The sequence below is a fragment of the Bacillus sp. ISL-41 genome (assembly GCF_018613235.1).
Lineage (GTDB): Bacteria > Bacillota > Bacilli > Bacillales > Cytobacillaceae > Mesobacillus.
This window is the reverse complement of sequence record NZ_JAGGQP010000017.1, coordinates 17,448-37,109: the sequence shown is the minus strand read 5'-3', so window position 1 is coordinate 37,109 and position 19,662 is coordinate 17,448. Positions and strand designations below refer to the sequence as shown.

Below are 19,662 nucleotides of genomic sequence, written 5' to 3'. Positions count from 1 at the left end.
TTATAGCCTCCAATATAAATAGCCCGCTTCATCTGCTTCTTTTCGATTAAAAATCCCCTTTATGTCGATGAGGACATTATTGTTTGTACTAATATCTAACTCTGAGGCTGCAGCGACTTCATTCATGGCTTCTGTGTCGATAAACCCTAGTTGAGAGGTCCTATACATCTTTTTCACATCTTCTAGCTGAATCGCTTTAAATTCATCATGCGGGACAGCGAAAATCAATGCATCCATTTCTTTTATCTCGTGCATTTCACTTGGATTAATTCTATATTCATGCCAGAGATCATCTCGATCTGCTAATGGGTCGACAACCTTTATATCAATTCCATACTCTTCTAATTCTTTAATTACATCGACCACTTTAGTATTTCGGACATCTGGACAGTTCTCCTTAAAAGTAATCCCGAAAATCGCTACCCTTGAGCCATTTATTTGTTTATTGGCTTTAATCATTTTCTTTACAGTACTTTCAGCCACATACTTGCCCATATCATCATTGATTTTTCTTCCCGAAAGGATGATTTGAGAATAATAGCCCATTTGTTCTGCTTTGTATGTAAGATAATAAGGGTCAACCCCAATACAATGTCCGCCGACAAGGCCAGGTGAAAATTTTAGGAAGTTCCACTTCGTACCTGCAGTTTCTAAAACTGCGTTTGTATCGATTCCCATCTTATTAAAAATAATGGAAAGTTCGTTCATAAATGCAATATTAATATCCCGCTGTGAATTCTCAATGACCTTTGCAGCTTCGGCTACCTTAATGCTTTCTGCCTTATAAACCCCAGCATCTACAACTAATTCATATACTTTTGCAACAATATCTAGTGTCTCTTCATCCATTCCTGAAACGACTTTGATGATGGTTTCCAGCCTGTGCTCTTTATCTCCAGGATTAATTCTCTCAGGAGAGTACCCAACTTTGAAGTCCAGCCCACATTTCAGACCAGACTCTTTTTCCAGTATCGGGACACAGATATCCTCCGTCACACCTGGATAAACTGTCGATTCAAACACAACGATCGAACCTTTTGTTAAGTTCCGTCCAAGAGTTCTAGATGCTGATTCAACCGGACTCAAATCAGGTGTTCTATCCTCCTTTACCGGAGTAGGAACAGCAACAATATGAAACTTCGCCTCTCTAAGTCTCTTTTCATCTGAGGTAAGATCTACAGTGGTATTTTTAATAACATCATTTCCAACTTCTTTTGTGGGATCAACACCGTTTTTATAAAGCTCGATCTTTGCCTGATTAACATCAAAACCAATGACCTCCACTTTTTTTGCAAAGGAAACAGCGATAGGCATCCCAACATAACCCAGGCCAATCAATGATACTTTCTCTTCCCTGTTAACAATCTTTTCATATAAGCTCATAGCAGTTCCCCTTTTAAATTGGTAATTTCCTCTAAATATGCGTTAATCACCAGGTTGCGGTCATAATCCCTTTCCATCTTCTTGCGGCCGGCTAAGCCCATTGCTTTTTTCTGATCGTAAGGGAGGTTAATAAAGTAAATGATTGCATCAACTAAACTATCAACACTACGTACTTCAAAGCCAAGACCACTTATATTTTCATCAAAGGTTTCTCTGCAGCCAGGAATTCTCGAAGCTAAAACAGGACGACCAGTCGAAGCAGATTCAAGGAGAACATTGGCTGTCCCTTCATGATGGGATGGCAGAAGTGTAGCGTGAGAGTTTTTGATAAACGAATGTATATCAGATTGTTGGCCATGATACTTAAGAAATCCTTGCTCTTCAAGCTCGGTTAATTGTTGCAGATAATTCTCTTCACAATGACCAATCAAATCAAAATGAGCATTAGGATAATTTTGTTTTACTGCTTGAATGGCTAGCAGCAATTCGTCAATACCCTTTGCTTTCATGATACGGCCAATGAAAAGAAATCTTATGTCTTCACCTTCTGGATACTCCTCAAAACAATGAAAATCTAAGTTGACTCCAGATCCGGGAACTAGCCTAGTCTTCCCTTTAGCGATTTTCTTAGATAGAAAGAATTTCTCATTCGTTTCATTTTGGAAAAATAAACAAGATGCACTTTTTAATCCTGACTTATAGAGGTTTAATGTAATCTTCTGAATTACACCAGCATTTTCTATAGAAGTTCCCAGCCCCGTTATATTGGTAATATACGGTGTACTCGTCATTCTGCATGCCAGACCACCATAAACATTAGGCTTAATCGTATAGGTCAATACTATATCGGGCTTAATTTTTTCAATGATATGGACATATTGGAGCATTAGCTGAAAATCTTTTACTGGATTGGTGCCTCGCCGATCCAATGGAGTGTCAATAAATTTGCAGCCTAAGCTGATTAGCTTCGGAACATATTCGTCATCTGGCAAAGATATATATACTTCATTCTTTTGATTAATCAGAGCTTCAAGTAATTCTCTTCTGAAGTTATATAGGCCCATGCCGAAATTTGCTAATATGAGGATTTTCATATAATTCCTCCAAATATAATTGTACACGGAATCTACAAAGGTGTTTCCTAAAACGAACGTTACGAATGAAAAAATAAGATATCAACAGTTTATGTTCTTTTTAAAGAACATTATAACTTTAAGATAGTATCTCTATGATAGAAAGTCAATAACTTTTATTAAGATACATTTTTATCAAAATAGATTCTTATTTTCTAAATTTCACTACCCTACTAAAAACTTGAAATCGAATGCTCCATTACCACTTATTTTACCTATAACCCGCGTATCAGATTCATAGACTTAAACATACCTGCAATTTAATAAAATGTTTTATAGAGGCGTATTTTAATTCATTCAAATTAAAATATAAATTATTTTATTTCAAATATTAGCATTGTATTAGTTCTTCTAGGGTTTTAATAATCTTTGTTGCTCCATCCCTGCATAATTGATCCCTATCATATGACTGAATTGTGAAATTAGTCATATAAATAAATTCAATTTGGTATTCTCTAGCTGTTTTTAAATCTGCTAATGAATCTCCTATAAATACAGCTTTTTTGCCTGGGTGATTATTCAAAACAATAGAAGTGCATTCTGATTTAGATTTTGGAGATCCGTAAATTCCAGAAAAATATTTTTTTAAATTTCGTATAGAAAATACCTCTTTTAATTCAATCTCATCACTTCCAGATGCGATATATAAGTATTTATTTTTCAATGATATTTCTGAAAGCAACTTCTCAGTACCAGGAGTAATTTTTGCTGACATATAAAAATCCTTGCAAATATTAGAATATTTACTAACAAGGTCTTTATATATTTCTTCATTATACGGTTCATTTAGAAAATCACTAAAAAATTCTTTAAATTTCACATACCTAGATATTCCAAAGCTATTCCGGCAATGGTAAACGAACTTCTCTACTATATCAGTATCATATCCTTCTACAGCCTTTCCGAAAGCTTCACATTTCAATTCGTTTATATCTATAAGTACCCCATCACAATCAAAGATGATAATTTCATATTGATCTAATAAGTTGGATTCCATATTAAACTCCTTTAACTAATTTGAAAGTGGCCTAAATTTTTCAAGGCCACTTTCATTTCTTATTTATGATTGAACATGTGTAAGTAAAGATTCTTCTACTCGTTTTATATCTTCCGGATTATCTACAGCGATTGAAGCACTAGAAAGCTTAATCATTCGTACTTCCCATCCTAATTCTAAGAAACGAAGTATTTCTATATCTTCAATCTTTTCAAGAATAGTTTTCTCAGATACTGAAGCAAATTCTTCTAATGCCTTTCTTGGAAACGCATATACACAAACCTGTCGCCATGCCTTTTCATATCCAAGTATCTTATTTGTTGGAATAGATGATCTGGACATATAAAGCAATCGACCATCTGGTCGGAATACCACTTTTGGTATAGATCCGCTTCTAAATAATTGCTCATCGCCAATTTCACAATATCCGTTCAAGATTTCTCCAGGATATTTAAACAAGTTAGAAATTACCCTTTTTAGATCTTCTGGGTTAAATATTGGCTCATCTCCCTGAACATTAATAAAAATATCAGCATCAATATATCTAGTACACTCAGCAATCCGATCTGTACCAGTTAGACAATCATTTGAGGTCATAATAACTTGGATACCGTCTTTTTCACAAAGCTCCTTGATTCGTTCATCATCTGTTGCAACATATACCATTTCAGCTGGGCATGCTTTTATACATTGCTGGTATGTTCTTATAATCATTGGAATGCCACATATATCAATTAATGGCTTACCTGGTAATCTCGTAGATTGATAACGAGCAGGAATAATTACACAGTATTTCATAGTTTCCCTCCTAATAAGCATAAACAGAACTAGTTAAAATTTTATATTGTGTTGGAGTAATAGATATTACAGGTGGAGTATTTGGCACTTGAATAAATGTACTTAATAAATTATTTACTTCACTAGTTCTAGGGTCGTCAGCACCGTAACCATCGAATCCTGCTAACAGTATGCTTGAAGCATTTCCACTCGTCGCGATAGCTAATGCGTAGGATAGGACAAGTGAATTAGGCAGTACACAATAAGTTGATTCGAATGTAAACGTGTTTTCTTGTATTGAAATTCCATAGTCCAACAAGTCTTTTCCTGTATAAGCTTTGTTAACGTTTTCAGATAACATTGATGAAGGTAATACTAATGGTTGTGGGAGAGTGGCATGAGTTGAACTATCTGCAAGGAGACGCATAGGGTGACAGGCAGCCCTGACATCAATCAAATCAGGTGCAATGTGATTTTGCGTATTTAATGCAATAACATATGGTCGTTTATTTTTTATAAAATCCTCTAATGCTTGCTTATGTTTAAAAATACTGGGCCCTGTGCCAAGGATTAAAACTTTCTTATCAGATATTTCTGTTGCAGGGTTCCAAGTACCCATTGGATTTCCGGAATAAAATTTACGGGCAGCTTCTAATGTATTAATGTTAAACTTTTTTCCGCCTTCAAATTTTAGATAATCAATTACAGCTAAAATATCTTCTTCAATGTATCTGGAATCACTTAACATTTCTTGAATGTATGTTGGATGGATACCATATTTTCCCGAAAGGTAGTAAAATGTATTTGTCCCCCATCCACATTGATGCTGAAGAGGCTTAAAGTATTCATCAATTAGCTTCATCAAGGGAGTAATATTACATTTAACATTGCGATATTCCGCTAACTCAATTGCTAAGTATTCAGTTTTCGCGTTTCCTGGACCTCTACCCATTCCTGTTACTGTACCATCGATCCATGTTACACCTTCTACAACTGCACAAATCGAGTTTGCTAATGCCTTTCCCATGTTATCGTGAGTGTGGATACCCATCTGGCCCCGCCAATATTTACGGATAATTTTAATAATTTCAACTGTGTTTTCTGGACCCAGACTACCTAAGCTATCGGCAAAATAGAGTACATCAATTGGATAATTACCAGCCTCAATTGCAAGTTGACTGATTTCTTCTTCACTTCGGTCAGCAATTTGCATTAGGTTGAATCCAACAATATATCCATTTTTCTTTAACCAGTTAGCTGCAGGCAATGCTTTGACAAATTCATGACCATGACAAGCTACTCGTACGAGACTTACTGGTGATTCGGAAGCAGGAGCAAAAAGTTTAGACAAAGCCAAATCAATTCCTTCAGGGTGTCTAATTAAATCACTCGCATTAACCATTACACCTATTTTTAATCCTTCCGGTATAACTAAGGAATTGATAAAATGATCAGTAGTATATGCACAAGCACCTTTAAATCCATCTTTGTTAAACCCTCGTAATCCTAGTTCAACATAGTCAACAGAAATTTCTTTCATTGCATATAGATAATCCTGTACTACTAATTTATCAAAATCCCAGGAATTATAATAGCCACCATCACGTAAAGTACAATCTAAAAAAGTTTTATTCATGGAAATCCTCCTATTCATTTTCGGATTTAAATTTACTATTAATTTTACTCATCCCAAACTTTTTCTATTTAAATTAGCTGTTTCTCCAATAAAGTTACCTCTATCATCAAATAAACCATCAAAGTTTACACGTGGAAAAACCTCCAAACTACCACCCTTTGTTGCATTATAAATTTCAACGCCTTTTTCATCGCAATACTTTTTTGCAGCTATATAAGACTTTGTCATTAATTCTGTATTTGTAGTTGGCTTTTGTCTGTCATTAAACCATCTTTCATAATAATTACTATCAAAATGATCCTTGCCTATCAATTCTTTATTTATTACGTAAGTACCGTCTTCTTTTTTGTTAATTGCATAATTATTATCAACACCAATTAAGTAGATCTTTTTAAAGCCCATATAAGTTGCTAATTGGATATTCACATATGTAACAGTCGCTTGTGTAGAAATTTTTTTTGAAGGATCTTTGCTAAATATAGGTAACCCATTGGAATCTTTTTTTCTATAACTCCTCAAGAATATATATTTAGTTTTAAAATAATTTTTCAGAGTATCAAAACCATAATTTGTAACTACGGCAAACATTTGTTTTTTTTCCATTAAGTCAATTTCTTGGATAAACTTATTTGCCATTGATGAATCAGCAATGGTGTAATAATAAGGCTTCCAAAGGGTCCTATCCAAAATTAAATTAATCCTATTAGAGGAAAATGAAGGTATTCCAGTAATCCGGTTGAGATCCCTTGCCGATAAACTTGGTCCATTTCCGATAATGAAACAACTTTCTCCTAAATGCTTATTCTTATACATGGTCACTCTTTTTGAAAGCTGACTCAGTCTCAGATTTACAAAAGGTAATCTAAGATAATTCTTCCAATTCCAAATGATCCAAGAGAGTACATTATTAACTACTTTCTTAAAAAACGTTAGCATCATCATATAAACAGTCCTTCACATTTTTCTTAAAACAACTTTTCAAATTCTTTCACTTTAAACACATCTAAATAGGTAACACGTGAGGAATTATAAATAATTTTACCTGCAGCTTCATAGGAATATTTTGCCTTTTCCATTCCTCTGTAAATTTCTTCTGGTGCCTGACCGGGTTTTTTTTCGTCTGCTCTAATATAATCTTTATTAAAATAGTGCTGTGAATTGTCGCTGCCTTTTAGAAAAGATAGATCCTTTGTTTTAGAGACAGCCCCTTTGAAATTATAGTCATGTCCTAACAAATACACTTCAGAAAACCCCATGTAGTTTGCTATTTGAAGGAGATGATAGGATACACTGCCAGAAGAGTACAACGTTTCCATGATATTTTTTGAAAATGAACCACGTTTTTTCTTGTATAAATTATTATTAAAATACACGTCTGCATTAAATAAATGCTTATAACAATTCAAGGTAAACTTAGTTCCAGCCTCAACTAAATTGATATCTTTAACATTTTCTTCCAAAACGATAGGATCTACGACCATATAGAAATTAGGTCTCCATGTAGTTTCATTGAATATCTTATAGATTTTGTTTGAAGCGAATGTATATTCATCTTTTAATTTTTCTAGGTCCTCAGGTTTCAAGCTGGGACCATTCCCGATAATAAAACATCTCTTTCCTTTATATTTGTTTTTTAATTGTAGGATTTTATAATTGTTCTTTGTTAATGGTATATTCCATTTGGATAAGTAATTTACAATGGTGTAGAACAATGTGATGGATTTTCTTTTCAACACCTTTAAAAGTTTTAACATGATAAATCTCCTAAGAATGAATCATTCGATTTTCATGATTTGGTTTATATGATTGTTTTAAAATCTTATCGATAAATTCTCTAACTGCTCCATTTCCACCACTAGCCTTGCAGACATAATCAACTTCTTGCTTTACTTCATCTATTGCATCTGCAGGGCATGCGCTAAGATAGCTAATTTTCATACAATCTAAATCATTGACGTCATCACCGATATAGGCAATATTCTCATAGCTCAATCCATATTTTTGGATGACACCATTTAAGATTTTTAATTTATTCTCAATGCCCTGGTGAACTTCAGTAATTTTTAAATCAGCAGCTCGCTTTTCTAGAATTTGTGATGTCTTTCCCGTAATAATTACAGGAGTGATATTAAATTTCTCTAAATTAATTAATCGATATCCATCTTTTACATTGAATGCCTTGAAGACCTCCCCATGCTCACCTACATAAATTTTGCCGTCCGTGAGTGTTCCATCTACATCCAAAACAAGCATCCTGATTTTTGAAAAATCCTTTTCCATTATCATATAAAGATTCCAACTCCCAATATATCGTTGACTCGAATGGTCCCAACCAATTTATTTTCTTGGAGAATTGGCAAGGCAGAAATATCATGTGCCTTCATTAGCTTTAAGGCATCAACTGCCAGCATGTCAGAATGTATGGAAATTGGTTGATTCGCCATAACTTCATCAACTGTCAAATCAAACACGTCAACTTCTTTTGTAAAAGTTCGTCTCAGATCTCCATCTGTAAATACGCCGAGTAATTCTTGATGCTCGTTTACGATATTGATAATCCCTATTGCTTTGGAGCTCATTTCAATAATGGCATCTTTTAATTTTGTACCTGCTCTCACAACTGCATTATTATCTCCTAAATGCATAAGATCCTCTACCTTTACAAGCAGTTTTTTTCCAAGTGAACCAGCTGGATGGAACAATGCATAATTATTTTCATTAAAGCCATAAAGCTTGGATACACAAACCGCCAACGCATCTCCAAAAACCATCGCCACCGTCGTACTGGATGTAGGCGCCAAATTCATTGAGCATGCTTCTCTAAATTTTGGAAACACAAAAGAATAATCACTATATCTAATTAATGTTGAATTGGGATTTCCTGAGATACCTATTAATGTTGCACCAATTATTTTGATATTCGGAAGAATTCTTGTAATTTCTTCACTTTCTCCGCTGAAGCTAATGGCAAGAACGATATCATTATCCGAAATCATCCCTAAATCCCCATGCAACGCTTCAGCGGGATGAAGGAAAAATGATGGAGTACCAAGGCTTGACATTGTAGCAGCAATTTTCCTTGATACATGACCTGGTTTTCCCATTCCAGTAAAGATCACTTTGCCTGTACAATTAGAAATCAGTTCAACTATTTCTACAAATTTGTCATCCAATGCATCTTTTACAAGCTTAATAGCATTTATTTCAGTTTCAAAAACGCTTTTAGATTCAGAGAGTATGTCAAAACCAGCTTTCTTTTCAATGAGTAGATCCAATTGGTTCAACCTCCCGCACTGCGTTATATGTTTTTAGTATCCTTTGTAGCATTTCTTCAATTTCATCAAGTTTAACCATATTAGGACCATCTGACTTTGCCAGATCAGGATCCTCATGAACTTCCATAAATAGAGCATCAGCACCTACTGCTATCGCTGCCTTTGCTAAAAGCTCAACGTACTCACGATTTCCACCTGTGGAGGTAAGATTACCACCAGGCTTTTGGACGCTATGCGTGGCATCAAATACAACTGGGTATCCGAACTTTTTCATTTCAATGATGTTCGTCATATCGACCACTAAATTGTTGTAGCCGAAAGTATTTCCTCTTTCACACAGAAGAATATTTTGGTTTCCAGCTTCCTCAACTTTGTTGATAACATTTTTCATGTCTTTTGCTGATAAGAATTGAGCTTTTTTGATATTGACTGGCAATCCTGTATTAGCGGCTGCAATTAATAAGTCAGTTTGCCGGCATAGAAAAGCTGGAATTTGAAGCATATCGACCACTTTCGCTGCAATTTCTGCCTGGTATGGTTCATGAATATCGGTTAATACCGGTACTTCTAATTCATCTTTTACTCTTTTAAGTATTCGTAAACCCACCTCAATTCCAGGACCTCTGTACGATGCAACAGACGTTCTGTTCGCTTTATCGAACGACGATTTAAAAATAAAAGGAAGACCAAGTCTGCCTGTAATCTCTTTCATTTTTGCAGCTACATCCATAACTTGTGACTCTGATTCGATCACACATGGACCAGCAATTAATGTTAGTGTTTCTGGGTTAAAATTAAGATTACCAACTTTGATATTATTCATTAATAATCATTCCTTTCAGCAACAATCTATTATATATATAGATTCGATATATTATACAGAAATCTTCCCATTTTCATACATGTATTCTTCAACCTTTTCTATATCTTTAGGTGTATCGACTGAAATTGTTTTACAATGTGCATTTATATAATAAATGTCTTTCCGATTTTCAATGAACCTGAAAGAATCGTTCTCTTCAATCTTTTCAATCTGACCCCGTGGTGTCTCATGATAGAATTGTAGAGCCTTTTTAGTGAATGCACCTACGCCTACAAATTTCTGGTATTTATAATTCATTCCGCCTTTAGGATAAGGAATCGGACTGCGTGAGATGAACAAACAAATCCCATTAGGATTCGTTACAATTTTCAAATTTGAAGAATCCACAACTTCGACTGGATCGGAAAAATCCGTCATAAGATTTGATACATAGAATTGATCTTTATTAAGATTTAAAGGGATACATTTTGCAATATCTTCCGCTTTTATCAGAGGTTCATCGCCATTAATCATGACATAAAGGTCAGCATCGATATGTTGTGAAACCTCATAAAGCCTTTCAGTTGCTGTATCATGATCTTTTGAAGTCATAACAACTTTTGCTCCGAATTCTTCGCAAACATTTTTAATTTCTTCACTATCCGTTGCAATATATACCTCTTCGAAGAGTTCAACTTCTTTAGAATGTTTGTACACCCACCAAATCATTGGCTTTCCGAATATCTTGGCCAATGGTTTATTAAAAAATCTCGTTGAACCGCCTCTTGCTGGTATTACACCTAATACTTCCATAATATTCTCTCACCTTTCAGAATTTTATTTCATCAAAATTTATTCTCTCAAATACTTCTAGCTTCCCTCCTCTTGTTGCATTATATATTTTGATATTGTTTTGATCTGCATATTTCTTAGCTGCACTAAAAGCACGTTTTGAAATTTCAACATTCGGAATATAAAGAGTATCTTTATCTGGATTATATTCATCTGAAAAGTAGTCTTTAACCTTTTCATCAATGATGACTTCACCTCGGTCGTTTATCATCTTACTAAAGTTATGGTCGACACCTAGTAGATATATTTCTTTTATCCCCATGTAAACAGCCATTTGCATTGCTGTATATGCGACTGTGTTTCCCCAGTATAGCCCCTTTGTCATATCATTCGAAAAAGCCGGTGCCGAGTTCCTATCACCTAACTTTAAAATATAATATTTGCAATCTTTAAAATGAATTTTATAATCCCATGGAAAATTAACTGGAATAAATTTATTTGGTAGTTTTAAATTATTGATCTCCTCTTTACTGTTTAAAATTGTTTTATCATCTTCGGAACAATAGTAAGTAGGACGCCATTCTGTCTGATCAAAAATAGAGTAAATACGATTGAAAGCAAAGGTAATCTCATTTTTCAACTTATCAAGATCCTCTGATTTTAAGCTTGGTCCGTTTCCAATGATGAAACATCTTTTATTCTCATGTAAATTTTTATATTTTTTAATGTCTTTACCGCTGATACTGTATGGAAAAATGTTATTTAAAACTAATCTCTTAAATTTAAATCTTATTTGGTTTATATTTTTTTTTAACGCCATGATTCTATTCTCTCAAAAATAACTTAATATATTTTAAGCGTAACATTCTTGCATTCTCATTCCCGATAATCAATTTAACTAAATAAATTGCACCCAAGACGGCTTTTTTATAGATAGGATAATACCATTTATGCATAAGTGCTACTTGCAAACGTTCTTCTTCTGGTCTCCAGGAAGAGTTGAAATGGTGGACACAATGTGTCAAATTCGAGAAATCTCTGTTCCCATTTGCATCAATTGGACAAAAATATGTTTTTGGATAAATGTGCATTCCGTTAACATTTTGTAAGCTATCATTATTTAATAGTCCATAGCTTTTTAATATTCGTGTTATAAATCTGACATTAGGGTCATCATTTATACCTCCATTTTCATTAATAAAATGTCGGTTATCATAATATTGCAAAAATGTCTTTATTACTGGATGCTTTGTAACGCTCCCCATTATTCCTGTGTTAACATATTTGTCATTTTCAAATCCCGAAAATGCTTTATGTCCTAAAAATACATCTATATTTTTAAATAATTCGACGTCTGTATCAAGATAAACTCCTCCATAATTATAAAGAGCATATAACCTAACATAATCGGAAACAAAGGCATATTTTTTCTTCTCATATGCTTCTTTTGTCCAAATAGTAGAATTTATATCAAAGTTCGTCTCATTCCACTCTATTATTTCGTAGTCAGGACAAAATTTTTTCCAACTTGAAATACACCTTGTTATCAATTCTGAATGCTCACCTTTTCCAAACCAGCAATAATGAATAACTTTTCTTATCATTTAAATCGATCCCTTTCGTTGCTGTTTTCATTCATTTTTCCTTCCATATTGGCAAAAGTTCATATTTACCTCTGAGTTACTAAGAAAAACATCTTAACCATTCTAAACTTAATTAATAAAATTATTGCTTTCGTTTTTAACGGGACATTTGGCAGCTTAAACCCCGGAAATATTTGTTTTACTTTCGGTTGATACATAATTTCTTCAATCATCTGGATTCGACATACCAGGTTAGAATTAGAATATCTTATTTGCCCTAAGGTATTTAATGTAAAATACAGCATATTAATTTTAATCTGTCTTGTAAAATCGTATTCATCTGTTTTCTCAAAATATTTCTCTAACCGCTCGTTTATCTTTAGATAAGAATTCCATTTTTTATCATTATATGTATTCGTGGTAGATGTTGGGTTATAAAAGTAGTTGTAGAAATGAAAACCCTTTAAGTAAAAGAATCTTTTAGCATGATATATCATTTTTGATCCGAATAATGAATCTTCGCAGTAGTGTATATCTTCGTCATACGAAATATTGTTTTGTCTTAAAAAATTTGAATCAATTAAGCAAACACAGTTTGAGATGGTAGGTGGAAACTCAATGTGATCGAACATAATTAAACATTGAAACAGCTCTTTTTTGATTTGATCTCCTGAATAGTAACCGCCTCGTATAGGCTGAGTTCTCTCTTCCTCGTAGTTCTCTGATTTTTTTTTGTAATCACACATAATAAAATCCAAATTTAATTTTTCAGCTTTTTGAATCATGACTTGGTACATTTCAGGCTCAATCCAGTCATCTGAGTCAATAAAACTCACATATTCTCCCTTTGCTAATTTCAGTCCGTCATTTCTCGCTGCAGAAACCCTTGCGTTATTTTTATGAATTACGGTTATTCGACTGTCCTTCTGAGCTAATTCATCACAAATTTGACCTGAATGATCTGTGGAGCCATCGTTTATCAGAATGATTTCAAAGTCTTGGAATGTCTGATTCAATACACTTTCTACACATCTGTGCAAGTATTTTTCAACATTATACACTGGTATTATGACGCTTATCTTCGGCAGCATCCCCACCTCCTCACTAGTAAGCATTTACATTGTCTGTAAAAGTTTACTTTCCGAAGAAATCAACTTTCCCTTTTCAACTCTAAACACAATGTCACAATTTTCAATGGTACTTAGTCGATGTGCTATAATGATCAAAGTTTTTTCCCCTTTAAGACGATCAATTGCCTTCATGATTTCTTTCTCTGTCTCGTGGTCTAAGGCAGAGGTTGCTTCATCCAAAAAGATAATTTCTGGGTTATGATACAATGCTCTCGCAATTCCTATGCGCTGGCGTTGACCACCCGAGAGCCTTACACCTCTCTCGCCAACGACTGTATCTAATCCGTCAGGCAGTGATTCAATGAAATCTTTTAGCTGTGCATCCTCAATAGCCCTGAGAACAGCATCTTCTTCAATGTCTTGATCCATAAGTCCAAATGCTACATTTTTTCGGATAGTGTCGTCAGATAGATAAATGGTTTGAGGAATATATCCTATTTTCTCTTTCCACACGGGCAAAACCCTATTTAATTCATGGCCATCGACAAAGACATGACCACTTTCTGGTTCTAAAAGGCCCAGGATTATGTCGACTATTGTCGTTTTCCCAGCACCGGATTTTCCTACAAAAGCCACTGAGCCCCCTATCGGAATTCTTAATGATATATTTTTTATAGAACACTCCTCTTGATTTGGGTATCTAAAATGGATGTTTTCTAATTGAATAGATTGTTTGAAAGTCTTCTCATAAGTATTTATTGTGATTTTTTTGGAGTTGTTAGCTGGTTCTTGGCCGTTCAAGCTTGTCACATTATTTTCATTTATTAGATCATTAAAGATTACCGTTAGGGCTGGCTTACTATAGCGAATTGAAGTTAGCATTGCTACGATTCTTGTAATTGAAGGCATGAGCCGAAAAGCTGCCATTGCAAATAATGACATAGTGGCCACCAACTCGGCTGTTTCTTTTCCTTGAAAAACAATGATGATCATCGTAATCAAGACAACAGAAACTAATAATGTCTCTATAAAAAGCCTGGGGACTTGGTCTAATGTATTTTTATATATAGTGTTTTTGGCCATAATTTGATTTTGTTGATTATAGCTTTCGACAAAGAAATTTTCTTTCCCTGAAACCTTTACTTCCTTACTTGCTCCTAAGCCTTGATTTACCCATTTAATTACCTCACGACTTAACCTCTGCTCTTCTTTACCTAAATGGGTAATCTTTTTGCGGAATACCTTAAAGAACAGAATTACACTCCCACTTAACAAGGTTCCAGATGTAAGGGTGGCCAACGGTGCAGTGACAATTAGTAAAGATAAAATAAACATGACAACAATAATTTCGGTTATCAGTTGGAAACCAGCTAGTAAAATACCTGTAAATATTTTTCCTACCTCACCATTTACATTTCTTAATAATTCTGCTGTATTCCTTTGCAAATGAAAGGTATATGGCTTCATTAAATATTCTCTAAACATGGTTCTCGAAAGCTTTATCTTTGTATTGAAAATCAATCGGTATTGAAGGTTTTGGAATAATAATAAATATGAATTTTTCATTAGAAAAATGGCTAATAAGACTATCACTGAAAATAAGATAAAGGCATTATTAGATTGAAAACTTAAAGATTTGTATAAATAGGAAAGAAATGCTTGTTCATGAATCATCGCTGGATTTGTAACAATCCCAACAAAAGGAACAATTAAACTGATTCCCACAGTCTCAAATATTGCTGCAATGATCATCATGATAAAAAGAATTAGAAACTTCTTTTTATCCTTTTTGTTAAAAAGTACCCTAAGCTTCATAATAATATCTTTCAAATTATTCACACCTTAATTATAGAAATCCTTACTCGTTCACTATAGAGAACAACATGAGCAAAAAAATATACAGAGAACATATGAACTTATAAATCCATTCACTTTTTTAAATTATAACTCACCAATTGTTCTTTTTAAAGAATAAGATGTCGACATAAAACGCCAATTTGCCCTAACCTTTTTAACAAATTAACCTATAAAGCTTCTCTAATTCGTGATAATTACTATAATCCCTGTTTTGCAGATGATTGATTAAATAAGTCTTCAATTCTTGATTATTATAAAACTCCTCTATTCCTTTTGCTAAACCTGCAGAGCTCAATTCACAGATAATGCCTTCCTTTCCATGTTCGATCTGGCTCGATGCTGTTGGATAATTCGTTATTAGAATAGGTTTTCCAAGGATTTTAGCCTCAGATACCGTCACTGCTTTTCCTTCGTACCTGGAGGGCTGCACGTAGAGGTCACAGTTTTTTATATAAGGATATGGGTTCGTTTTTTTGCCCAGAAGAATAAAACTCTCGTCTAAATTGAGGTTTGAAATTATCCTTTTCAATTCCTTTTCATACCCACCATATCCAATAATATACCACTTTATATTAGTTAGCCCTTTGTTATGAAGCAGTTTAAGCGCTTCTGCTGCCAGATCAAAGCCTTTTACATATGATAATCTGCCAACAGAGACAATTGAAAAGGTTTGAGATTTATCTTCAGAAAAATTCATTTCTTCCTCCGCCATTTTCTTAATGAAAGCAGGTGAAGTAATGTTTTCTACCACGCACACTTTTTCTTTCAAGCCTGGATATGTTGATAAGAATGCTTCCTTGCAAGCATCAGATACAGATGCAATATGATCAAATTGGTTCCAAACTTTAAGATCCAGTTCGTTGTCAATTTCCAGCTTGCTATAATCAGTATGGACCCAGGCTATTTTCTTCTTTGCCTTTACTTTTTTCGCAACAATATCATGCGGCCAGGCATAACTTATTGCGACATCGTACTCTTTTTTGTGGTTCGGTAAAATGAAGGAAGAGTACTTCTGGCTAAGCTGCATTTGTATATAACCAGCTTTCTCCTCAAAGACTCTATTTTTGTATTTGGCTTTCGCCAAGTACTTTGAAAGTAATCTAACACCGGCTAAATAATAATGTTTTTCTTTAATGCAAAGTTTGATCGGTTTACGAAAAACTGAATATTCATCAATCTGAGGCAAGATATTTACTTCTTTTGGGATCAAACTCATAAATTCGCCCACGTGATGGAAGATTAATAGATCCACATTAAATTCTTGGTAATCAAAGCTTTCCAGCATGTTTATTAAGCTTCGTTCAATGCCGCCAATTTCCATATTATAGACAGAAATTAAGATATTTTTTTTCATTAAATTATCCTCACCATTAGAATACTTTTAGCCGCCAAACTGCACAATTTTTTCATTATTTTTAAAAGGCCTGACCTCTGTCTCTCTTTTACTCATATAAATTGTATTTGAAGGTACATTCCCTTTCACGACACTTCCAGCAGCTACAACCACATTATCTCCTATTTTTGTATCTCTCAATATGACTACATTGGAACCTATCCAGACGTTTTCTCCTATGGTCACTTCTCCTCTTATCAAATGATCCTTTGAATCCTTTTTATAATTATGATCATGATCATTAATGCACACATTGGGAGCAATCTTTGTATTTTTACCTATAGTGATTCGATTGACACAGTTGATATTGCAATTATCATTAATGAAAACATTTTTGCCAATATCCAATACACCATCAAAATCAATTCGAATGCTTGCATTTTTTCTTATGAAAACGAATTCCCCAATCGATACCCTTGCCTTTTTATTGAAAATTTCTATCTTACTATTTGCTTGAAGAGAAAATAGGGTTGATTTTATATTTTTGTAATACAATCCTTTAAAAAACATACCCCTTAATAGACCGATAGCATGCGATATATTCATTAGAAAGGCGATGAAAAACCCACGCTTTTTACCTTCTACTATTAATGTCATTATAATTTTTTTACACAGGTTAACCATGAGCATTCCCCTTAAAGATTTTACCTGAACGATAATTCCTTATTCTGGCAATATTGTGCCCTCCTATAAGCCGCGAAAGGACAAATTTCACTTTGCCTTTTAATCTTGTTTTGAATGGCAGCCAGCTCTTATAAAAATGGTGAACAGTATACGTTTGATCTGTTTCGAGTGATTGACAATTTATATAATCGTATGGAGAAAAAAATGTTTGTGGATAAAAAACGCCCATTCCTTCAATTTCTTGATAATTGCCGTTTGTCTTTAGTCCAAACCACTTGAGCAGTTGTGTGATTAGCGCAACATTGGTTAACTGATTATGTGAACCATCTTCATTAATAAATGTTTTCCCATTATATGAATCAAGGAATTGCTTGATTAATGGATTTCCTTTTTCAGCTCCTATTGTGCTAGTTGCTATATAGTTTCCTTGTTCAAAGCCCCAAAAAGATGGGTGATGTAAGAGATCGTCAAATGGTTTATATACCTCTACATCTGTATCCAAATAAATGCCCCCATAATGGTAAAGAGCGTATACGCGGGCGAAATCGCTTACAAAAGCATACTTTCCTGATTGGTATGCTTCCTTGACATAGTAGTTTTTTTCAATATTAAAATTTATTTCATTCCATTCAGTCAATTGATAATCTGGTAAATGCTTTCGCCAACTTTCAATACACCTTTTCACCAGGTCCGGTTTTTCTTTCCCTCCAAACCAGCAGTAATGAATCGTTTTGGGAATTCGATTACTCTTTTCCATAATACATACCTCATTTAATTCTATGTCGGATTCTGATTCTTCCATTGAATAAATTCGAAGAGCGTCTTGTACTCACTAATTTGTTCTTTTTGTATACCTGATTCCTTCAGTTCCGCAGCAAAACTAATTAAATCCTCATCAATATTATTCGGATTTCCATTTGTTTTCTCAATCCTTAAAAATTCTTCTAATTCGATATCCAGTACTGCTGCTATCCTTTGAACAACATCAATAGAAGGATTTCGATTTAAATCGCGTTCAATATTGCTTAAATACGATTTTGAGATCTTGGTTCGTTTCGCTAACTCAGATATCGTCAAACCCTTTTGTCTTCTGCGTTCATACATCGTTTTACCAATCACGACTCATACCCCGTTTTTCTTAAAATAAATGCTAAATATTAATCATATCCACTTTTTCCTTCCTTTTAGAAACTGATTGCTTGATATAGTAAATCACAGAATCTATATCCGCTTCTGACATATTTGATCCAGATGGCAAGCACAATCCGTTGTTAAAGAGGTTTTCTGATACGCTTTCTCCGACATCATGTGGATAGTATTTCCGACCTTTAAATATAGGCTGCAGATGCAGTGGCTTCCAAACTGGTCTAGCCTCAATATTTTCAACACTTAATGCTTTGAGCATTTCAGAAACTGATATACCAGATTCCTTCTCATTAATCGTTAAAGCAGTCAGCCATCGGTTAGAATAGGTTTCTTGCAGCTCAGGCATGAATGAAAAACCAGGTAATTCTGACAGTGCATTATAGTATCTTTGAAATACAGCTCTTCTGGTAGTAACTCTTTCCTCGAGTACCTCTAATTGTGCTCTGCCAATGCCAGCTAAAATATTACTTAATCGATAGTTGTATCCAATTTGACTATGTTGATAGTGTGAAGCATTATCGCGGGCTTGGGTTGCTAAAAACCTTGCTTTCTGTAAAGCGGCTCGGTCTTCAGAAATGAGCATTCCACCACCCGAAGTTGTGATGATTTTATTTCCATTAAAAGAAAAGACTCCGAATTTACCAAATGTTCCGCTGAATTTCCCTTTATAAATCGCTCCAAGAGACTCTGCTGCATCTTCCACTATCGGAACGCCGTATTTGTTACAAATGGTTAAGATTTCATCCATTTTTGCACTTTGTCCATACAAATTTACAACAATGACTGCTTTAGGGAGCGCTCCATCCATTAATGAGTCCTCGAAAGCCCGCTCCAATGCCTTAGGAGACATATTCCATGTTTCAGGTTCAGAATCAATAAAGATTGGCTCTGCACCTTGATAAATGATAGGATTGGCACTAGCTATAAAAGTAAGGCTAGAGCAAAACACTTTATCACCATTTCCGACACCCAATAAAGAAAGAGCCAGATGGATAGCAGCCGTTCCTGAACTGACGGCAACTGCTTCACTGGCTCCTACATAGTGAGCTATTTCTTCTTCAAACGCATCCACATTGGGGCCAAGAGGGGCAATCCAATTGGTTGCAAATGCTTCATTAATATACTTTCCTTCATTCCCACTCATATGTGGTGAGGACAGAAAAATTCTCTTCTTTTGAACTACTGGTTCCATTT

At 34.4% G+C, this 19,662-nt stretch carries 20 protein-coding genes; all 20 read right to left on the bottom strand.

The window, feature by feature from the left end; all coding sequences use genetic code 11:
• The 20 genes from J7I80_RS08255 to J7I80_RS08160 all read right to left on the bottom strand — a co-directional run bounded on the left by J7I80_RS08255 (window position 1) and on the right by J7I80_RS08160 (window position 19,660).
• Window positions 1-1,383, bottom strand: coding sequence for a nucleotide sugar dehydrogenase (locus tag J7I80_RS08255; protein ID WP_214737405.1), 1,383 nt, complete (start codon window positions 1,381-1,383; stop codon window positions 1-3).
• Window positions 1,380-2,477: a glycosyltransferase family 4 protein gene (locus J7I80_RS08250; RefSeq protein ID WP_214737404.1), complete on the bottom strand. Its 1,098-nt coding sequence runs from the start codon at window positions 2,475-2,477 to the stop codon at window positions 1,380-1,382. Before J7I80_RS08250 ends, J7I80_RS08255 begins: the two co-directional genes overlap by 4 nt.
• A gap of 370 nt (window positions 2,478-2,847) precedes the next feature.
• Window positions 2,848-3,513, bottom strand: coding sequence for an HAD family hydrolase (locus tag J7I80_RS08245; protein WP_214737402.1), 666 nt, complete (start codon window positions 3,511-3,513; stop codon window positions 2,848-2,850).
• Between the two features lie 63 nt (window positions 3,514-3,576).
• Complete coding sequence (locus J7I80_RS08240) at window positions 3,577-4,311, bottom strand: 3-deoxy-manno-octulosonate cytidylyltransferase (RefSeq protein ID WP_214737400.1); 735 nt, start codon at window positions 4,309-4,311, stop codon at window positions 3,577-3,579.
• 10 nt (window positions 4,312-4,321) lie between these two features.
• On the bottom strand, window positions 4,322-5,926 hold the full coding sequence (locus J7I80_RS08235; RefSeq protein WP_214737398.1) for an aldolase catalytic domain-containing protein: 1,605 nt from the start codon (window positions 5,924-5,926) through the stop codon (window positions 4,322-4,324).
• Window positions 5,927-5,974: 48 nt separating this feature from the next.
• Window positions 5,975-6,868 (bottom strand): 6-hydroxymethylpterin diphosphokinase MptE-like protein, encoded by an 894-nt coding sequence (locus tag J7I80_RS08230; protein WP_214737397.1) that lies wholly within the window; start codon window positions 6,866-6,868, stop codon window positions 5,975-5,977.
• Window positions 6,869-6,891: 23 nt separating this feature from the next.
• Window positions 6,892-7,680, bottom strand: coding sequence for a 6-hydroxymethylpterin diphosphokinase MptE-like protein (locus J7I80_RS08225; protein WP_214737395.1), 789 nt, complete (start codon window positions 7,678-7,680; stop codon window positions 6,892-6,894).
• A gap of 10 nt (window positions 7,681-7,690) precedes the next feature.
• Window positions 7,691-8,179, bottom strand: coding sequence for a KdsC family phosphatase (locus J7I80_RS08220; RefSeq protein ID WP_285289124.1), 489 nt, complete (start codon window positions 8,177-8,179; stop codon window positions 7,691-7,693).
• A gap of 29 nt (window positions 8,180-8,208) precedes the next feature.
• Window positions 8,209-9,201 carry a KpsF/GutQ family sugar-phosphate isomerase gene (locus tag J7I80_RS08215; protein ID WP_214737391.1) on the bottom strand — a complete coding sequence of 331 codons (993 nt, stop codon included), beginning with the start codon at window positions 9,199-9,201 and terminating at the stop codon, window positions 8,209-8,211.
• Complete coding sequence (kdsA, locus tag J7I80_RS08210; RefSeq protein WP_214737389.1) at window positions 9,185-10,024, bottom strand: 3-deoxy-8-phosphooctulonate synthase; 840 nt, start codon at window positions 10,022-10,024, stop codon at window positions 9,185-9,187. Before kdsA ends, J7I80_RS08215 begins: the two co-directional genes overlap by 17 nt.
• Window positions 10,025-10,075: 51 nt before the next feature.
• Entirely contained in the window at window positions 10,076-10,816 is a 741-nt protein-coding gene (locus J7I80_RS08205) for a 3-deoxy-manno-octulosonate cytidylyltransferase (protein WP_214737387.1), read from the bottom strand.
• Between the two features lie 16 nt (window positions 10,817-10,832).
• On the bottom strand, window positions 10,833-11,615 hold the full coding sequence (locus tag J7I80_RS08200; protein ID WP_214737385.1) for a 6-hydroxymethylpterin diphosphokinase MptE-like protein: 783 nt from the start codon (window positions 11,613-11,615) through the stop codon (window positions 10,833-10,835).
• A gap of 4 nt (window positions 11,616-11,619) precedes the next feature.
• Window positions 11,620-12,399, bottom strand: a complete 780-nt coding sequence (locus J7I80_RS08195; RefSeq protein WP_214737383.1) for a glycosyltransferase family 32 protein — start codon at window positions 12,397-12,399, stop codon at window positions 11,620-11,622.
• Between the two features lie 65 nt (window positions 12,400-12,464).
• On the bottom strand, window positions 12,465-13,469 hold the full coding sequence (locus J7I80_RS08190; RefSeq protein WP_214737381.1) for a glycosyltransferase family 2 protein: 1,005 nt from the start codon (window positions 13,467-13,469) through the stop codon (window positions 12,465-12,467).
• 24 nt (window positions 13,470-13,493) lie between these two features.
• Window positions 13,494-15,278, bottom strand: a complete 1,785-nt coding sequence (locus J7I80_RS08185; RefSeq protein WP_251027664.1) for an ABC transporter ATP-binding protein — start codon at window positions 15,276-15,278, stop codon at window positions 13,494-13,496.
• A gap of 181 nt (window positions 15,279-15,459) precedes the next feature.
• Entirely contained in the window at window positions 15,460-16,659 is a 1,200-nt protein-coding gene (locus tag J7I80_RS08180) for a glycosyltransferase (RefSeq protein ID WP_214737379.1), read from the bottom strand.
• A gap of 27 nt (window positions 16,660-16,686) precedes the next feature.
• Window positions 16,687-17,322: an acyltransferase gene (locus J7I80_RS08175; protein ID WP_214737377.1), complete on the bottom strand. Its 636-nt coding sequence runs from the start codon at window positions 17,320-17,322 to the stop codon at window positions 16,687-16,689.
• Window positions 17,315-18,079: a glycosyltransferase family 32 protein gene (locus tag J7I80_RS08170; protein WP_214737375.1), complete on the bottom strand. Its 765-nt coding sequence runs from the start codon at window positions 18,077-18,079 to the stop codon at window positions 17,315-17,317. The genes J7I80_RS08175 and J7I80_RS08170 overlap by 8 nt, the downstream gene beginning before the upstream one ends.
• Before the next feature lie 20 nt (window positions 18,080-18,099).
• Window positions 18,100-18,441 (bottom strand): helix-turn-helix domain-containing protein, encoded by a 342-nt coding sequence (locus tag J7I80_RS08165; protein WP_214737373.1) that lies wholly within the window; start codon window positions 18,439-18,441, stop codon window positions 18,100-18,102.
• Between the two features lie 31 nt (window positions 18,442-18,472).
• A complete protein-coding gene (locus J7I80_RS08160) occupies window positions 18,473-19,660 on the bottom strand; it encodes a DegT/DnrJ/EryC1/StrS family aminotransferase (RefSeq protein WP_214737371.1) in 1,188 nt (395 codons plus the stop codon).
• Window positions 19,661-19,662: the final 2 nt, after the last annotated feature.